Source organism: Streptomyces sp. 63XJN7_1_ISO-PGPR-S23-121 (assembly GCF_056173025.1).
In genome coordinates, this window is sequence record NZ_CM149653.1 from 960,567 (window position 1) to 976,253 (window position 15,687).

Here is a 15,687-nt window from a genome sequence, read left to right on the forward strand (position 1 = left end):
TGCTGCCCGGCGGGACGCGGGTACTGGGGCAGGATGGACACCATGCCGAACCGACTGGCGCACGAGACGTCCCCCTACCTGCTTCAGCACGCCGACAACCCCGTCGACTGGTGGCCCTGGTCGGACGAGGCTTTCGCCGAGGCGCGGAGGCGGGACGTGCCGGTGCTGCTGAGCGTCGGGTACAGCAGCTGCCACTGGTGCCACGTGATGGCGCACGAGTCGTTCGAGGACGGGCCCACCGCCGAGTTCCTCAACTCGCACTTCGTCAGCGTCAAGGTCGACCGCGAGGAGCGCCCCGACGTCGACGCCGTCTACATGGAGGCGGTGCAGGCGGCGACCGGGCACGGCGGCTGGCCCATGACCGTCTTCCTCACCCCGGACGCCGAGCCCTTCTACTTCGGCACGTACTACCCGCCCGAGCCCCGCCACGGCATGCCGTCCTTCCGGCAGGTGCTCCAGGGCGTCCAGCAGGCCTGGACGGACCGGCGCGGCGAGGTCACCGAGGTCGCCGGCAAGATCGTGCGCGACCTCGCCGGGCGGGAGATCTCCTACGGCGACGCGCAGGCGCCCGGCGACGCCGAACTCGGCCAGGCGCTGCTCGGGCTGACCCGCGAGTACGACGCACAGCGCGGCGGATTCGGCGGGGCGCCGAAGTTCCCGCCGTCCATGGTGATCGAGTTCCTGCTGAGGCACCACGCCCGCACCGGCGCCGAGGGCGCGCTGCAGATGGCGCAGGACACCTGCGAGCGCATGGCACGCGGCGGGATCTACGACCAGCTCGGCGGCGGTTTCGCCCGGTACTCCGTGGACCGGGACTGGGTGGTGCCGCACTTCGAGAAGATGCTGTACGACAACGCCCTGCTCTGCCGGGCCTACGCCCACCTGTGGCGGGCCACGGGGTCGGCGCTCGCCCGGCGGGTCGCGCTGGAGACCGCCGACTTCATGGTCCGCGAACTGCGCACGGCCGAGGGCGGGTTCGCCTCCGCGCTGGACGCGGACAGCGACGACGGGATGGGCCGGCACGTCGAGGGCGCGTACTACGTGTGGACGCCCGCACAGCTCGCCGAGGTCCTCGGGCCCGAGGACGCCGCGCTCGCCGCCCAGTACTTCGGCGTCACCGAGGAGGGCACCTTCGAGCACGGCGCCTCCGTGCTGCAACTTCCCCAGCAGGAAGGCGTGTTCGACGCGGAGCGGATCGCGTCCGTGCGGGAACGGCTGCTGTCCGCCCGCGCCGAGCGTCCCGCCCCCGGCCGCGACGACAAGGTGGTCGCCGCCTGGAACGGCCTGGCGATCGCCGCGCTCGCCGAGACCGGGGCCTACTTCGAGCGCCCGGACCTGGTCGAGGCCGCCGTGGCCGCCGCCGACCTGCTGGTGCGGCTGCACCTCGACGAGCACGCCCGTCTCTTCCGCACCAGCAAGGACGGCCGGGCGGGCGCCAACGCCGGGGTGCTGGAGGACTACGCCGACGTCGCGGAGGGCTTCCTCGCGCTGGCCTCCGTCACCGGCGAGGGCGTCTGGCTGGACTTCGCCGGGCTGCTGCTCGACCACGTCCTCACCCGCTTCACCGACGACTCCGGCTCCCTCTACGACACCGCCGCCGACGCCGAGCGGCTGATCCGCCGCCCTCAGGACCCCACCGACAACGCCACGCCGTCCGGCTGGACCGCCGCCGCGGCCGCCCTGCTGTCCTACGCCGCCCACACCGGCTCCGAACCCCACCGCACCGCGGCCGAGCACGCCCTCGGGGTGGTGAAGGCGCTCGGCCCGCGCGTCCCGCGCTTCGTCGGCTGGGGCCTCGCCGCCGCCGAGGCCCTGCTCGACGGGCCGCGCGAGGTCGCCGTCGTCGGGCCGGACCCGGGCGACGGCGCCACCCAGGGGCTGCACCGCACGGCGCTCCTGGGGACGGCGCCGGGCGCGGTGGTCGCCGTCGGCACCGAGGGCAGCGACGAGTTCCCGCTGCTCGCCGGCCGCCCGCTGGTGGGCGGCGCGCCGGCCGCGTACGTCTGCCGCGACTTCACCTGCGACGCGCCGACGACCGATCCGGAACGCCTGCGGACCGCACTGAACAGCTGAAACGACAGACACGGAACCAACCATGACGGGACCGGTGGACGAATTGTTCACAACCGGTTCCTGTGGTGAGGAAACACGCTCTTCACCGAAACACCCGATGTGTTTCACAGAAGACCCCTAGCCTCTTCACCGTGACGCGACGCCGCCCGGTCCGGGCGGCGTCGCGGCAGGGGGATTCACGGAGATCTGGGGGGATCTTTCTTGCTGACGTCTGTCCTGGTAGCCGCCGTCTCGCTTGCGCTCTTCTGGATGGCGGCCTTCACCCTGTGGTGGCAGATGCACGCCTGGCGCACGCCCGAGGTGCTCGCGTCCACCCGCTTCAGCAGACCCGACGGCGACGAGCACGTGTCGTTCTCGCTGCTGCTGCCCGCACGGCACGAACAGGCCGTGCTCGACCACACCGTCCAGCGGCTGCTGACCTCGACGCACGCCGACTTCGAGATCATCGTGATCGTGGGCCACGACGACCCGGAGACCACCGCGGTCGCCGAGCGGGCCGCCGCCCGCGACCCACGCGTCCGCGTCGTCGTCGACACCCACGAGAAGAAGAACAAGCCGAAGGCCATGAACACGGCGCTGCCGCACTGCCGCGGCGACGTCGTCGGGGTCTTCGACGCGGAGGACCAGGTCCATCCGGAGCTGCTCGCCCACGTCGACCACGCCTTCCGCACCACCGGCGCCGACGTCGTCCAGGGCGGCGTCCAGCTGATCAACTTCCACTCCAGCTGGTACAGCCTGCGCAACTGCCTGGAGTACTTCTTCTGGTTCCGCTCCCGGCTGCACCTGCACGCGCAGAAGGGCTTCATCCCGCTCGGCGGCAACACCGTCTTCGTGCGCACGGACGTGCTGCGCGGGGCGGGCGGCTGGGACCCGGACTGCCTGGCCGAGGACTGCGACCTCGGCGTCCGGCTCTCCAGCACCGGCAAGAAGGTCGTCGTCGCCTACGACTCCGACATGGTCACCCGCGAGGAGACCCCGGACACGCTGATGTCACTGCTCAAGCAGCGCACCCGCTGGAACCAGGGGTTCCTCCAGGTGTACCGGAAGAAGGACTGGAAGCAGCTGCCCACCTTCACCCAGCGGCTGCTGGCCCGCTACACCCTGATGACGCCGTTCCTCCAGGCCTTCACCGGTGTGATCATCCCGTTGAACGTGGCCGTCGCGCTCTTCCTGGACGTGCCCGTCGGCATCGCCTTCATCACCTTCCTGCCGGCCGTGACGGCCCTGGTCACGTTCGTCTTCGAGGTCGTCGGCCTGCACGACTTCGGCAAGCAGTACGGGCTCCGCGTCCGCCTCGGCCACTACCTGAAGCTGATCGCCGGCGGCCCCTTCTACCAGGTCCTCCTCGCCGGGGCCGCCGTACGCGCCGTGTGGCGCGAGCAACGCGGCCGCGACGACTGGGAGCTGACCAGCCATGTCGGCGCCCACCTCGCGCCCGTGGACCGAGAGGACGTCCCCGCGTGACCTCCATCCTTCCCGCGGCGGCCGGCACCCCGGTCCCCGCGCAACGCCGGCCTGCCCACGACACCGGCACGGCCCCGCACCGCGCGGCTCCGCCGGGCCGCCTGCGCTCCTCCCGGCCCGACCTGCTGCTGTGCGGCACGCTGCTCCTGGCGATCATGGTCGTGCAGGGCTGGAACATCTCCGACTACCCGGCCCTCAGCGACGACGAGGGCACCTACCTCGCCCAGGCCTGGTCCGTCCAGCAGGGCGAGGGCCTCGCCCACTACACCTACTGGTACGACCACCCGCCGCTCGGCTGGATCCAGCTGGCCGTGCTGACCTGGATACCCGCGCTGATCAGCCCCGAGTCGATGACCGTCGGCACCATGCGCGCGGTGATGCTGCTGGTCGCGGCCGTCTCCGCGGTCCTCGTCCACGTCATCGCCCGCCGGCTCTCCCTGCCCCGCTGGGCCGCCGGACTCGCCATGGCCCTGTTCGGGCTCTCCCCGCTGTCGGTCGTGCTCCAGCGGGAGATCTTCCTCGACAACCTCGCGGTGATGTGGACCCTGCTGGCGTTCGCGCTGGCCGCCTCCCCGAGCCGCCACCTGTGGCACCACTTCGGCGCGGGCGTCGCCGCCGCCACCGCGGTGCTCACCAAGGAGACGATGCTCGTCGTCCTGCCCGCCCTGCTGGTCACCATGTGGCGCCACAGCCACCGGGACACCCGCAAGTTCGCCCTGACCGGCGGGATCACGGCCTGCGCGCTCATCGGGTTCGCCTACCCCCTGTTCGCCCTGCTGAAGGGCGAGCTGCTGCCGGGCGGCGGCCACGTCTCCCTTTGGGACGGCGTCGTCTACCAGATGACCCGGCCCGGTTCGGGCTTCATCCTCGACCAGGGCTCCGGCTCCTGGGGCGTCCTGCAGTCCTGGCTGTACTACGACCGCGTGCTGCCCCTCGGCGGCCTCGCCGGGGCACTGCTCCTGCTGGCCACCTGGCGCTGGTCGGTCACCGCGCGGGCCCTGGCCGGACCGGCCCTGACGGTGGCGATCCTCGCCGCCCTCGCCCTGCGCCCGAACGGCTACCTGCCCGCCATGTACGTCATCCAGGCCCTGCCCTTCCTCGCCCTGGTCCTGGCCGGCGGCGCGGCGAGCACCGCCCACGCCGTGCTGCGCAGAGGGCGGGCCGAGGCCGGGAGCCGGGCCCTGAGCGGCGGCCGGTACGCGCTCGCCGCCGTCCTGGTCCTCGCCGCCGGCGCCTACGTCGTGCCGCGCTGGTACGACGGCGACCGCACCGCCGTCACCGCCGACGCCAACGCCCCCTACGAGGCCGCCGCCGACTGGCTGGCCGACGAGGTGGCGGACCCCGCCGGCACCCGGGTGCTCGTCGACGACGCGCTGTGGCTGGACCTGGTGCACGCCGGGTACCGGCCCGGACTCGGGGTCATCTGGTTCTACAAGGCCGACCTCGACCCGGCGGTGACCAGGACGATGCCGGGCGGCTGGCGCGACATCGACTACGTGGTCGCCTCCCCGACGGTACGGCGCGACTCGGCCGACCTGCCCAATGTCCTGGCCGCCATGAACCACTCCACCCCGGTCGCCGTCTTCGGCACCGGTGCGGACCGCATCGAGATCCGCCGAATCCAGCCCTCCGGAGCCGCCCGATGAGCCACGAGTCCACCGTCCCCGGCGAGCTCGGCCGTCCGGCCGTGCGCCCCGCGGCCACGGAGGTGCCCGAGCCGGGCGCCGTCACCATCGTCGTACCGACCTTCAACGAGTCCGGCAACGTACGGCAGTTGCTGCGGCGGATCACCGAGTCGGTGCCGGCCCGGCTGCCCTGCGAGGTCGTCTTCGTGGACGACTCCACCGACGACACCCCGGACGTCATCCGGGAGGCGGCCCTGGACTGCCCGTTCCCGGTCACCGTCCTGCACCGGGACGAACCGGCCGGCGGGCTCGGCGGCGCGGTCGTCGAGGGTCTGAAGGCGGCCACGTCGGACTGGATCGTCGTCATGGACGGCGACTGCCAGCATCCGCCGTCCCTGGTCCCCGAACTGGTCGCCACCGGCGAACGGGCGGGCGCCGGGCTCGTCGTCGCCTCCCGGTACGTCGAGGGCGGCAGCCGCGCCGGACTCGCGGGCGGCTACCGGGTGGCCGTCTCGCGCGCGGCGACCTGGCTGACCAAGGCCCTCTTCCCGCGCCGGCTGCGCGGCATCAGCGACCCGATGAGCGGCTTCTTCGCCATCCGCCGCAGCGAGGTCACCGCGGACGTGCTCAAGCCGCTCGGCTACAAGATCCTCCTCGAACTCGCCGTCCGCAGCCGCCCGCACGCCGTCACCGAGGTGCCGTTCGTGTTCGAGGAGCGGTTCGCGGGCGAGTCCAAGTCCACCGCGCGGGAGGGGATGCGCTTCCTGCGCCACCTGGCCGGGCTGCGCACCGCCTCGGCACCGGCCCGCATGATCGCCTTCGGGCTGATCGGGCTGAGCGGCTTCGTGCCCAACCTGGCCGCCCTGTGGGCGCTGACCGCGGCGGGGCTGCACTACCTGCCCGCCGAGATCCTCGCCAACCAGTTCGGGGTGGCCTGGAACCTCCTCCTCCTGGACCGGCTGCTCTTCCGCGACCGGCGCCGGCACCGGCACTGGGCCGACCGGACGGTGCGGTTCGCGCTGATCGCCAACGCCGACCTGGTGCTGCGCATCCCGTTGATCGCCCTGCTCGTCGGGCAGGCGGGGCTGGCCGTGCTGCCCGCCACCGCGCTGGCCCTGGTCATCACCTTCGTCCTGCGCTTCGCGGGGACCGAGGCGCTCGTGTACCTCCCGCGCCCGCGCCGCAGGAGCGCGCCGGAGCGGAAGGCCGGCCGTACCGCCCGCACAGCAGGGAGCGACGCATGAGAAGACCCCGGAGGAGAACCTCCGCCCTCCTGGCGGTGTCCGCCCTCACCGGCGGCCTGCTGCTCACCTCCCCCCAGCCCGCCTCGGCCGCCAACCTGATCAGGAACCCCGGCTTCGAGACCGCCGGCACCGGCGACATGCCGTACTGCTGGGAGAAGTCCGGCTGGGGCGACAACGACTTCGCCTTCACCACCACCGCCGACGCGCACACCGGCGCGAAGGCCATGAAGGTCGAGCTGACCCGCCGGGTGGACGGCGACCGCAAGGCGCTGATCACCGAGTCCGCCGAGTGCGCGCCCGTGGTGACGGCGGGCCGGCAGTACGACCTGTCCCTCTGGTACAAGACCACCACCCCGGACGCCGCGCTCACCCTCTTCCGGCACGACGCCACCGCGGGCTGGCAGTACTGGACCGACCTCAAGACCCTGGACATGGCCGCCGACTGGACCGAGGCGGGTGTCCGCACGCCCGAGGTCCCGGCCGGCACCGACCGCATCAGCTGGGGCGTGTCCGTCTACGGCACCGGCTCCGCGACCACCGACGACTACACGATGGAGCAGGTCGCCGTCCCGGTCCCGGACCCGGAGTGCACCGGCACCGCGAAGGAGTGCGCCGACGGCCGCTGGGACGTGCTGCCCACCGGGAACCCGGTCCGCTCGATGCACTCCGTCGTCCTGCACAACGGCAAGGTGCTGCTGATCGCCGGCTCCGGCAACGACCCGGAGATGTTCGAGGCCGGCACCTTCACCTCGGCCGTGTACGACCCGGCGACCGGCGAGTACCGGACGATCCCGACGCCCAAGGACATGTTCTGCGCCGGGCACGTCCAGCTCCAGGACGGCCGCGTCCTCGTCATGAGCGGCAACGCCGGCTACCCCTCGGCGGACGGCACGGTCGGCTACCAGGGCTTCAGGGACTCGTACGTCTTCGACCCGGAGACCGAGACGTACACCAGGACCAACGACATGAACGACGGCCACTGGTACCCGTCGGCGACGGTCCTCGGCAACGGCGACGTCATCTCCTTCGGCGGGCTGCGCGAGGACTCCACCGGGTCCGTCACGGCCGAGCGGTGGTCGGACGCGCAGCAGAAGTGGCTGCCCACCTGGCAGGTCAACCAGACCTGGTCGTACTGGGGTCTGTACCCGTCGATGATCCTCATGCAGGACGGGCGGCTCTTCTACTCCGGCAGCCACGTCTTCGGCGACAACATCCCCGGCACCGGTTCGGCGATCTACGACTACGACGCCAACACCGTCACCCAGGTGCCGGGCCTCCAGTCCAAGGACGTGCGCGACCAGTCGGCCAGCGTGCTGCTGCCGCCGGCGCAGGACCAGAGGGTGCTGACCATCGGCGGCGGCAACATCGACTCCAACCCGGACGCGAACCGACTGACCGACATCATCGACCTCAAGCAGCCGAACCCCGCCTACGTCGCCGGGCCCCCGCTGCCGCAGGGCACGGTCGACCTCGGGGCCGGGCCGGTGCCGCAGACCGGGAACCAGGGCAAGATGTACGTCTCCGCCGTGCTGCTGCCCGACGGCAAGGTGCTCGAGACCGGCGGCGCGCTGCACAACCGGGCGAACCCGGTCTTCGAGTCCTCGGTCTTCGACCCGGCCTCGGAGACCTTCGACCCGGTGGCCGCCGACCCGGAGGCCCGCGGCTACCACTCGTCGTCGTTCCTGCTGCCCGACGGCCGGGTGATGTCCACCGGCGACAACCCGGGCAACGGCTCCTGGAACCACGACGTGTCGGTCTACACGCCCCCGTACCTGTTCAGGGGCGAGCGGCCCGTGATCACCTCGGTGATCGACACCGAGTGGACCTACGGCGACACCCAGCGGATCACCGTCGACCGGCCCGTCGCCAAGGCCGAGCTGATCCGCCCGGCCGCCGTCACCCACTCCTCCGACCCGAACCAGCGGTTCGTGGACCTGCCGCTGTCCGTGGACGGGAACAACATCGACCTGAACGTGACGAGCAATCCCGATCTCGCCCCTCCCGGCTGGTACATGCTCTTCGCGGTCGACGCCGGCGGCGTGCCCTCGGTGGCGAAGTGGGTGCACCTCCAGGGTCCGGCGGCCCTCGCCGCGAAGGACGCCTCGGCGCACGTGCACTCCTTCGCCGGAGCCCCCCGGGGCAGGGTCACGGGCCCCGGCGGGAAGCGCGCCTCCCAGCCGGTCGCCCCCACCGTCTCCGGCTGCGACCGGCACTACGGCTCCGCCGACGTCTGCGTGCCGACCGTCTTCCCGGCCGAGGTGAAGAGGACGACGGCAGCCCGCTGCACCTGGCTGGCGCGCAACGATTACGGCCGCCTGGAGCTCAACGGCACGGACGACCCGCTGCGCCTGGACCCCGACCGCGACCGCGTGGCCTGCGGGAAGGGGGACGTGCGGCAGCGGCGCTAGCGGTCCTGCCCGGACTCGGCGAGGGCGCGCTCCACGATGGCCACGAGCTGTTCGTGGTGCGCGCCCTTCCAGTACGCCCTGCCGCACGCCGTGCACTGCGCGAACACGTCGTACGACCGCTCCGTGCCGCCCTTGAGCTGGTCCGCCACCTCGTCCTTGGTGGCCCGGCGCAGCAGCCCGTTGCACGCGGTGCACCGGGTCCAGGGCCGCAGCTCGGGCCGGAAGCGGTCCAGGACGTCCCTCAGCTGCTCCTCGGGGCGGGTGCTGTAGACGTAGGCGCCGGCCCACAGCTCGCGGCGGCGCAGCAGGCCCCGGTCGCGGCTGAGCATGACCCGTCTCTCGGACGCCGACAGCGCGGCGAGCGCCGGGTCGCCGAGGTCCGTCGACTCGTACGCCGTGTCCACGCCGAGCAGGCGCAGGCGGCGGGCGAGGGTGCCGAGGTGCACGTCGAGGAGGAAGCGCAGGGGAGCGCCCGGGACCCGCTGGGGGTGCGCGACGGCGCGGACGGTCACCGACTCGCCGCCGGCGGGGACGTGCCCGGGCGGCACCTCGCGGCCGTCCACGAGGAGCGCGCCGACCTCGGTCAGCGGGACGCCGAGGGACTCGACGACGTGGCCGAGGGTGGAGACGCCGTCGGTGACGGCGCGGGCGGTGCCGGTGGGGCGGGCCCGGGGGACGAACAGGCGCAGCGCGGGGGCGAATTCGACGTGGATCTCGGGACCGTTCACCTGGTCAGGATGCCACGCGGGAGCCCGGCGGCCGCGGGCTTTTCCGGGCCCGCGACCCGCCGGTGAGGGGTTACGCCTGCTGGTACGCCACCAGCGAGATGCCCACGTAGTGCGCGATGAAGGCCGCCAGGGTGAAGGCGTGGAAGACCTCGTGGAAGCCGAACCAGCGCGGTGAGGGGTTGGGGCGCTTGAGGCCGTAGATCACGCCGCCCGCGCTGTAGAGCACGCCGCCCGCGATCACCAGGACGAGTACGGCGATGCCGCCGGCCCGCATGAACTCCGGGAGGTAGAAGACGGCCGCCCAGCCCATGGCGAGGTAGCAGGGGGTGTAGAGCCAGCGCGGGGCGCCGACCCAGAACACCCGGAAGACTATGCCGGCCGCCGCGGCGGCCCAGATGCCCCACAGCAGCCACCGCCCCTGGGCGCCCGGCAGCAGGAGCATCGTGAGCGGGGTGTAGGTGCCCGCGATGATCAGGAAGATGTTGGCGTGGTCGAGCCGTCGCAGGACGCCGTCCATGCGGGGGCTCCAGTTGCCCCGGTGGTACAGCGCGCTCACACCGAACAGCAGGCAGGCCGTGACGGCGTAGATCCCGCAGGCGATGCGCCCTCTGGACGTGTCGGCGAGAGCGGTGAGTGTCAGACCCGCGACGAGGACGGCCGGGAACATTCCGAGGTGCAGCCAGCCGCGCAGCTTGGGCTTGACCGGATGCGGCAGGGAGAGCGCCACGGGACCGCGGCCGGCGGCCTGCGTGTCCCCGGGCGCGTCGGAGGCGGACGCAGTCATGAGTCGTATCGTACCTACGCCACCCTAAGTTACGCATCAGTAACAGGCGCGAGGCGGATGGCGGATGACCATCGTCTCACGGGTGCCCGTGCCGGCGAAGTAAAGGGAGTTTCAGGCGAACTCCAGGCGCACGCAAAGAATCCCGGAGGCAACCACTGGTACGTGGCGATCCTCACTCCGCTCAGGTGTGAGGCCCTCTGGACATATGGGCACTCGCGTCGGATGATCAAATGAGTGCGGTCGGCACCGGATGAGCAGCGTGAGCTCCTCGCGTGACGCATCCGGGTCGCAGCCCCCACGGGGCCTCCAACAAAAAACCCCTCATTTAGGAGCAATCGTGGCGCGCGACATCGCGGCTCCCCCCGTCGTCCCCACCCAGCACCAGGAGCTGATCTCGTGGGTGAACGAGATCGCCGAACTGACGCAGCCGGACAACGTGGTCTGGTGTGACGGATCCGAGGCCGAGTACGAGCGACTGTGCGAGGAGCTCGTGGCCAAGGGCACCTTCCGCAAGCTCGACCCGATCAAGCGCCCCAACTCCTACTACGCGGCCTCCGACCCGTCCGACGTCGCCCGCGTCGAGGACCGGACCTTCATCTGCTCCGCCAAGGAGGAGGACGCCGGCCCGACCAACCACTGGAAGGACCCCGCCGAGATGCGGGAGATCTTCCGGGGCACCGGCGGCGAGGGCGGTCTGTTCCGCGGTTCCATGCGCGGCCGGACCATGTACGTCGTGCCCTTCTGCATGGGCCCGCTCGGCTCGCCGCTGTCCGCGCTCGGCGTGGAGATCACCGACTCCGCCTACGTCGCCGTCTCCATGCGCACCATGACCCGCATGGGACAGCCGGTCCTGGACGAGCTCGGTGACGACGGCTTCTTCGTCAAGGCCGTGCACACCCTCGGCGCCCCGCTGGCCGAGGGCCAGGAGGACGTCCCCTGGCCGTGCAACAGCACCAAGTACATCTCGCACTTCCCCGAGGACCGCGAGATCTGGTCCTACGGCTCCGGCTACGGCGGCAACGCCCTGCTGGGCAAGAAGTGCTACGCCCTGCGCATCGCCTCCGTCATGGCCCGCGACGCGGGCTGGCTCGCCGAGCACATGCTCGTGCTGAAGCTGACCCCGCCCACCGGCGAGCCCAAGTACGTCGCCGCCGCCTTCCCGTCGGCCTGCGGCAAGACCAACCTCGCCATGCTCGAGCCCACGATCTCCGGCTGGACCGTGGAGACCATCGGCGACGACATCGCCTGGATGCGCTTCGGCGAGGACGGCCGCCTGTACGCCATCAACCCCGAGGCCGGCTTCTTCGGCGTCGCGCCCGGCACCGGTGAGCACACCAACGCCAACGCGATGAAGACCCTGTGGGGCAACTCCGTCTTCACCAACGTCGCCCTCACCGACGACGGTGACGTGTGGTGGGAGGGCATGACGGAGGAGACCCCGGCCCACCTCACCGACTGGAAGGGCAACGACTGGACGCCGGAGTCGGGGACCCCGGCGGCCCACCCCAACGCCCGCTTCACCACGCCCGCCGCGCAGTGCCCGATCATCGCGCCGGAGTGGGAGGACCCCAAGGGCGTGCCGATCTCGGCGATCCTCTTCGGCGGGCGCCGCGCCACCGCGGTCCCGCTGGTGACGGAGTCCTTCGACTGGAACCACGGCGTCTTCCTCGGCGCCAACGTGGCCTCCGAGAAGACCGCCGCCGCCGAGGGCAAGGTCGGCGAGCTGCGCCGCGACCCGTTCGCCATGCTGCCCTTCTGCGGCTACAACATGGGCGACTACATGGGTCACTGGATCAATGTGGCCAAGGACAAGGACCAGTCCAAGCTGCCCAAGATCTACTACGTCAACTGGTTCCGCAAGGACGACGACGGCCGGTTCGTCTGGCCCGGCTTCGGCGAGAACGGCCGCGTCCTGAAGTGGATCGTGGAGCGCCTCGAGGGCAAGGCGGACGGCGTGGAGACCCCGATCGGCGTCCTGCCGACCAGGGAGTCCCTCGACACCGACGGCCTCGACCTGGCCGACGCCGACCTCGACTTCCTGCTCAGCGTCGACAAGGAGGTGTGGCGCGAGGAGGCGGCGCTCGTCCCCGAGCACCTGAACACCTTCGGCGACCACACGCCCACCGAGCTGTGGGACCAGTACCGGGCGCTGGTGCAGCGCCTGGGCTGATCCCCCCTGGTTCCGCGGCCGGTCCGGCTAGCCCTGACCCGCGAAGTCGTCACGAAGGCCGGCCGCGAGGGTCCTCCTCACGCTCCAGTAGCTCGATGTCCCGGAGCACGAGGAGGCCCCGCTCGGGCCGGGTCCCCGCACAACGGCGTGCGACGGACCCGGCCCTTCGACATGTCCACGCTGCCGAGGGGATGCGCCCCGAAGGGGGGCGGGGAACCGCGCGAGCAACCACACACGACCGGAAGTCGCCGAAGCGGCAGACGGCCCCGCGGCGCCGTCGCGGAACGGCCCGAGCCATGCGGTGAAGGGCGCCCGGTCCGCGCGTCGCTGCGGGTGCGCGCGGACCGGGGCCGTCGGGGAGAGCCCGGTGAGGGCTCAGCGGGACGCCAGCTCGCGCGGCTCCAGGGCCGCGGAGTGGGCGTCCATGCGCTCGGCGGTCAGGATCGCGACCGCCGTGTCGGCACGGGACGCGGCCACCACCAGGGCGCGGCTCGCCAGGGTGTGCGCGCGGCGGTGCAGTGCCGCCGGGTGCGCCGCGGACGGCACGGCCGTCAGCGGCACGCGGGCCGGTGCGTGACCTCCCCGCAGCCGGGCGACCTGCCCGGCGAGCCGGTCGGCCGCGGTGTCCAGCTCCTGGGAGGGCGCCAGCGCGCGCAGCTCGTCCGTGGCGGCGAGCAGGGCGGAGAGGTGACCCGCGAGCTGGATGTCCAGCTCCTCCTCACGGGACCGGTGGGGGAAGTCCGAGATGCCGTCGGCCACCGTGCTGTGGACCGACTTGCCGCGGATCGGTTCGTACATGGGACGGCCTCCTGAACGCTTACAGGATGCCATCCTACATTGGATTCATTCTAAAGTTGAGCCGACCGCAACATCGGACCCCGTGCATACGGAGGGTGAGGGTCAGGGCTGGCCGTAGCCGTCCAGGAAGTTCCCGATCCGGCCCACCGCCTCGCGCAGGTCGCCGGCCGTCGGCAGGGTCACCACGCGGAAGTGGTCCGGCTCGGGCCAGTTGAAGCCGGTGCCCTGGACGACCATGATCTTCTCCTGGCGCAGCAGGTCCAGGACCATCCGCCGGTCGTCCTTGATCTTGAATACCTTGGGGTCGAGGCGGGGGAAGAGGTACAGCGCCCCCTTGGGCTTCACGCAGGTCACGCCCGGGATGCTGGTCAGCGCCTCGTGCGCGGCGTCCCGCTGCTCGCGCAGCCGCCCGCCCGGCAGCACCAGGTCCTTGATGGTCTGCCGCCCGCTGAGCGCCGCGACCACGCCGTGCTGGCCCGGCATGTTGGCGCACAGCCGCATGTTCGCCAGGACCGTCAGGCCCTCGATGTAGGACTCGGCGTGCGCCCGCGGGCCCGAGACCGACATCCAGCCGACCCGGTAGCCGGCCACCCGGTACGCCTTGGACATGCCGTTGAAGGTGAGGGTGAGCAGGTCGGGGGCGACCGCGGCCGTCGGGACGTGCACCGCGTCGTCGTAGAGGATCTTGTCGTAGATCTCGTCCGAGCAGACCAGCAGGTTGTGCCGGCGCGCGATGTCGGTGAGCCCGCGCAGCACCTCCCGGTCGTACACGGCGCCCGTCGGGTTGTTCGGGTTGATGACGACGATCGCCTTGGTGCGGTCGGTGACCTTGCGCTCCACGTCCGCGAGGTCCGGCATCCAGTCGGACTGCTCGTCGCACCGGTAGTGCACCGCCGTACCGCCGGACAGGGACACGGCGGCCGTCCACAGGGGGTAGTCCGGCGCCGGGACGAGGACCTCGTCGCCGTCGTCCAGCAGGCCCTGCATGGCCATCACGATCAGCTCGGAGACGCCGTTGCCGATGAAGACGTGCTCGACGTCCGTCTCGATGCCGAGGGTCTGGTTGTGCATGACGACCGCCCGGCGCGCGGCCAGCAGGCCCTTCGCGTCGCCGTAGCCGTGCGCCGTCGAGACGTTGCGGAGGATGTCCTCCAGGATCTCCGGCGGGCATTCGAACCCGAAGGCCGCCGGGTTGCCCGTGTTCAGCTTCAGGATGCGGTGGCCGGCCGCCTCCAGCCGCATCGCCTCCTCGAGTACCGGGCCCCGGATCTCGTAACAGACGTTGGCGAGCTTGGTCGACTGGATCACCTGCATGTCCGTGAGCTTACGACCCGGTTACGACCCTTGGGCCGTGTTTTCCACCACGTGAGACGTGCCGGTTCCGGCCGCCGCCGTCCCCTCCGGCCGTGCCCGGGGGGTCGGATCGCGCCAACGACCGGCCGGATAGCGCTCCTTGTCCCCGCCCCTCTCGGCGCTAACAATGCGCATGACAATTCAGGTGCCGTCCGGAAGATCTCCGCCCGGCACCCTCCGAAGAGGGGACCCCACATGTACAAGCCTCTCCTTGCCGCGTTCGCCACCCTGGCCGTCACCGGGGTGGGCGTGGCACCGGCGGTCGCGTCACCCGCGTCACCCGCCGCTCCCGCCGTCCGCGCCGTCACCTTCGCCGGCGCCGTCTCGCTCAGCAACTGCTCCGGCTCCGTCGTCCGCCTGCCCGCCTCCGAGGACGACGACCCGGCGCTGGTCATGTCCAACGGCCACTGTCTGGAGACCGGCTTCCCGGCGGCCGGCGAGGTCGTCGTGAACCAGCCCTCCAGCCGGTCCTTCGGGCTGCTCAACGCCTCCGGCACCCGCGTCGGCACCCTGCGCGCCAGCAAGATCGCCTACGCGACGATGACCGACACCGACGTCTCGCTGTACCAGCTCACCAGCACGTACGCCCAGATCCGCAGCAGCTACGGGATCAGCCCGCTCACGCTCAACAACACCCGCCCCACGCCCGGCAGCGCGATCACCGTGGTCTCCGGCTACTGGAAGCGGACCTACGCCTGCAACATCGACGGGTTCGCCTACCGCCTCAAGGAGGGGGAGTGGACCTGGAAGGACTCGGTCCGCTACACCTCCGCCTGCCAGACCATCGGCGGCACCTCCGGCTCGCCCGTCGTCGACAACGCCACGGGCAAGGTCGTGGCCGTCAACAACACGGGCAACGAGGACGGCGGGCGCTGCACCGACAACAACCCCTGCGAGGTCTCCGAGAACGGCACGGTGACGGTCCGCAAGGGCATCAACTACGCCCAGCAGACCTACCAGATCCCCGCCTGCTTCGGCGCCGACAACAAGCTCGACCTCGCCCGCAGCGGCTGCGTGCTGCCCAAGCCGTAGCCGTCGGC

General features: G+C 71.7%; 11 protein-coding genes. 7 read left to right on the top strand and 4 right to left on the bottom strand.

Translation table 11 applies throughout. The features are described 5' to 3' along the window. Positions 1–42: 42 nt before the first annotated feature. The 5 genes from AC0VYN_RS04545 to AC0VYN_RS04565 all read left to right on the top strand — a co-directional run bounded on the left by AC0VYN_RS04545 (position 43) and on the right by AC0VYN_RS04565 (position 8,814). On the top strand, positions 43–2,073 hold the full coding sequence (locus AC0VYN_RS04545; RefSeq protein WP_475534878.1) for a thioredoxin domain-containing protein: 2,031 nt from the start codon (positions 43–45) through the stop codon (positions 2,071–2,073). A gap of 201 nt (positions 2,074–2,274) precedes the next feature. Beyond that, the gene (locus tag AC0VYN_RS04550; protein ID WP_475534879.1) at positions 2,275–3,537 is read left to right on the top strand and encodes a glycosyltransferase; all 1,263 of its coding nucleotides are present in this window, start codon (positions 2,275–2,277) and stop codon (positions 3,535–3,537) included. Continuing rightward, positions 3,534–5,183, top strand: a complete 1,650-nt coding sequence (locus tag AC0VYN_RS04555) for an ArnT family glycosyltransferase (protein WP_475534880.1) — start codon at positions 3,534–3,536, stop codon at positions 5,181–5,183. The genes AC0VYN_RS04550 and AC0VYN_RS04555 overlap by 4 nt, the downstream gene beginning before the upstream one ends. Beyond that, entirely contained in the window at positions 5,180–6,406 is a 1,227-nt protein-coding gene (locus AC0VYN_RS04560) for a polyprenol monophosphomannose synthase (RefSeq protein ID WP_475534881.1), read from the top strand. The genes AC0VYN_RS04555 and AC0VYN_RS04560 overlap by 4 nt, the downstream gene beginning before the upstream one ends. Beyond that, positions 6,403–8,814, top strand: coding sequence for a galactose oxidase-like domain-containing protein (locus AC0VYN_RS04565; RefSeq protein ID WP_475534882.1), 2,412 nt, complete (start codon positions 6,403–6,405; stop codon positions 8,812–8,814). Before AC0VYN_RS04560 ends, AC0VYN_RS04565 begins: the two co-directional genes overlap by 4 nt. Here AC0VYN_RS04565 and AC0VYN_RS04570 read toward each other — a convergent pair. Together AC0VYN_RS04570 and trhA are read right to left on the bottom strand one after the other, a co-directional pair. Continuing rightward, positions 8,811–9,542, bottom strand: coding sequence for a Mut7-C RNAse domain-containing protein (locus tag AC0VYN_RS04570; protein WP_475534883.1), 732 nt, complete (start codon positions 9,540–9,542; stop codon positions 8,811–8,813). The two genes, AC0VYN_RS04565 and AC0VYN_RS04570, sit on opposite strands and share 4 nt — an antisense overlap. A gap of 70 nt (positions 9,543–9,612) precedes the next feature. Beyond that, positions 9,613–10,326, bottom strand: a complete 714-nt coding sequence (gene trhA, locus AC0VYN_RS04575; RefSeq protein ID WP_475534884.1) for a PAQR family membrane homeostasis protein TrhA — start codon at positions 10,324–10,326, stop codon at positions 9,613–9,615. A 337-nt stretch (positions 10,327–10,663) separates the two neighbouring features. Between trhA and AC0VYN_RS04580 the strand changes: the two genes are divergently transcribed. Continuing rightward, a complete protein-coding gene (locus tag AC0VYN_RS04580) occupies positions 10,664–12,496 on the top strand; it encodes a phosphoenolpyruvate carboxykinase (GTP) (protein WP_475534885.1) in 1,833 nt (610 codons plus the stop codon). Positions 12,497–12,871: 375 nt separating this feature from the next. On the opposite strand, the gene AC0VYN_RS04585 is transcribed toward AC0VYN_RS04580, so the two are convergent. Continuing rightward, positions 12,872–13,294, bottom strand: a complete 423-nt coding sequence (locus AC0VYN_RS04585; RefSeq protein ID WP_475534886.1) for an SCO4983 family protein — start codon at positions 13,292–13,294, stop codon at positions 12,872–12,874. A 102-nt stretch (positions 13,295–13,396) separates the two neighbouring features. After that, positions 13,397–14,608, bottom strand: coding sequence for a pyridoxal phosphate-dependent aminotransferase (locus tag AC0VYN_RS04590; RefSeq protein WP_475534887.1), 1,212 nt, complete (start codon positions 14,606–14,608; stop codon positions 13,397–13,399). Positions 14,609–14,842: 234 nt separating this feature from the next. Here AC0VYN_RS04590 and AC0VYN_RS04595 point away from each other — a divergent pair, with 234 nt between their 5' ends. Next, the gene (locus tag AC0VYN_RS04595; RefSeq protein WP_475534888.1) at positions 14,843–15,679 is read left to right on the top strand and encodes a S1 family peptidase; all 837 of its coding nucleotides are present in this window, start codon (positions 14,843–14,845) and stop codon (positions 15,677–15,679) included. The last annotated feature ends 8 nt before the right edge of the window (positions 15,680–15,687 follow it).

Excerpts from the sequence above, each read along its gene's own strand:
- AC0VYN_RS04545 (WP_475534878.1), top strand. The coding sequence starts at position 43 with ATGCCGAACCGACTGGCGCACGAGACGTCCCCCTACCTGCTTCAGCAC.
- AC0VYN_RS04560 (WP_475534881.1), top strand. The coding sequence starts at position 5,180 with ATGAGCCACGAGTCCACCGTCCCCGGCGAGCTCGGCCGTCCGGCCGTG.
- AC0VYN_RS04565 (WP_475534882.1), top strand. The coding sequence starts at position 6,403 with ATGAGAAGACCCCGGAGGAGAACCTCCGCCCTCCTGGCGGTGTCCGCC.
- trhA (WP_475534884.1), bottom strand. The coding sequence starts at position 10,326 with ATGACTGCGTCCGCCTCCGACGCGCCCGGGGACACGCAGGCCGCCGGC.
- AC0VYN_RS04585 (WP_475534886.1), bottom strand. The coding sequence starts at position 13,294 with ATGTACGAACCGATCCGCGGCAAGTCGGTCCACAGCACGGTGGCCGAC.
- AC0VYN_RS04590 (WP_475534887.1), bottom strand. The coding sequence starts at position 14,608 with ATGCAGGTGATCCAGTCGACCAAGCTCGCCAACGTCTGTTACGAGATC.
- AC0VYN_RS04595 (WP_475534888.1), top strand. The coding sequence starts at position 14,843 with ATGTACAAGCCTCTCCTTGCCGCGTTCGCCACCCTGGCCGTCACCGGG.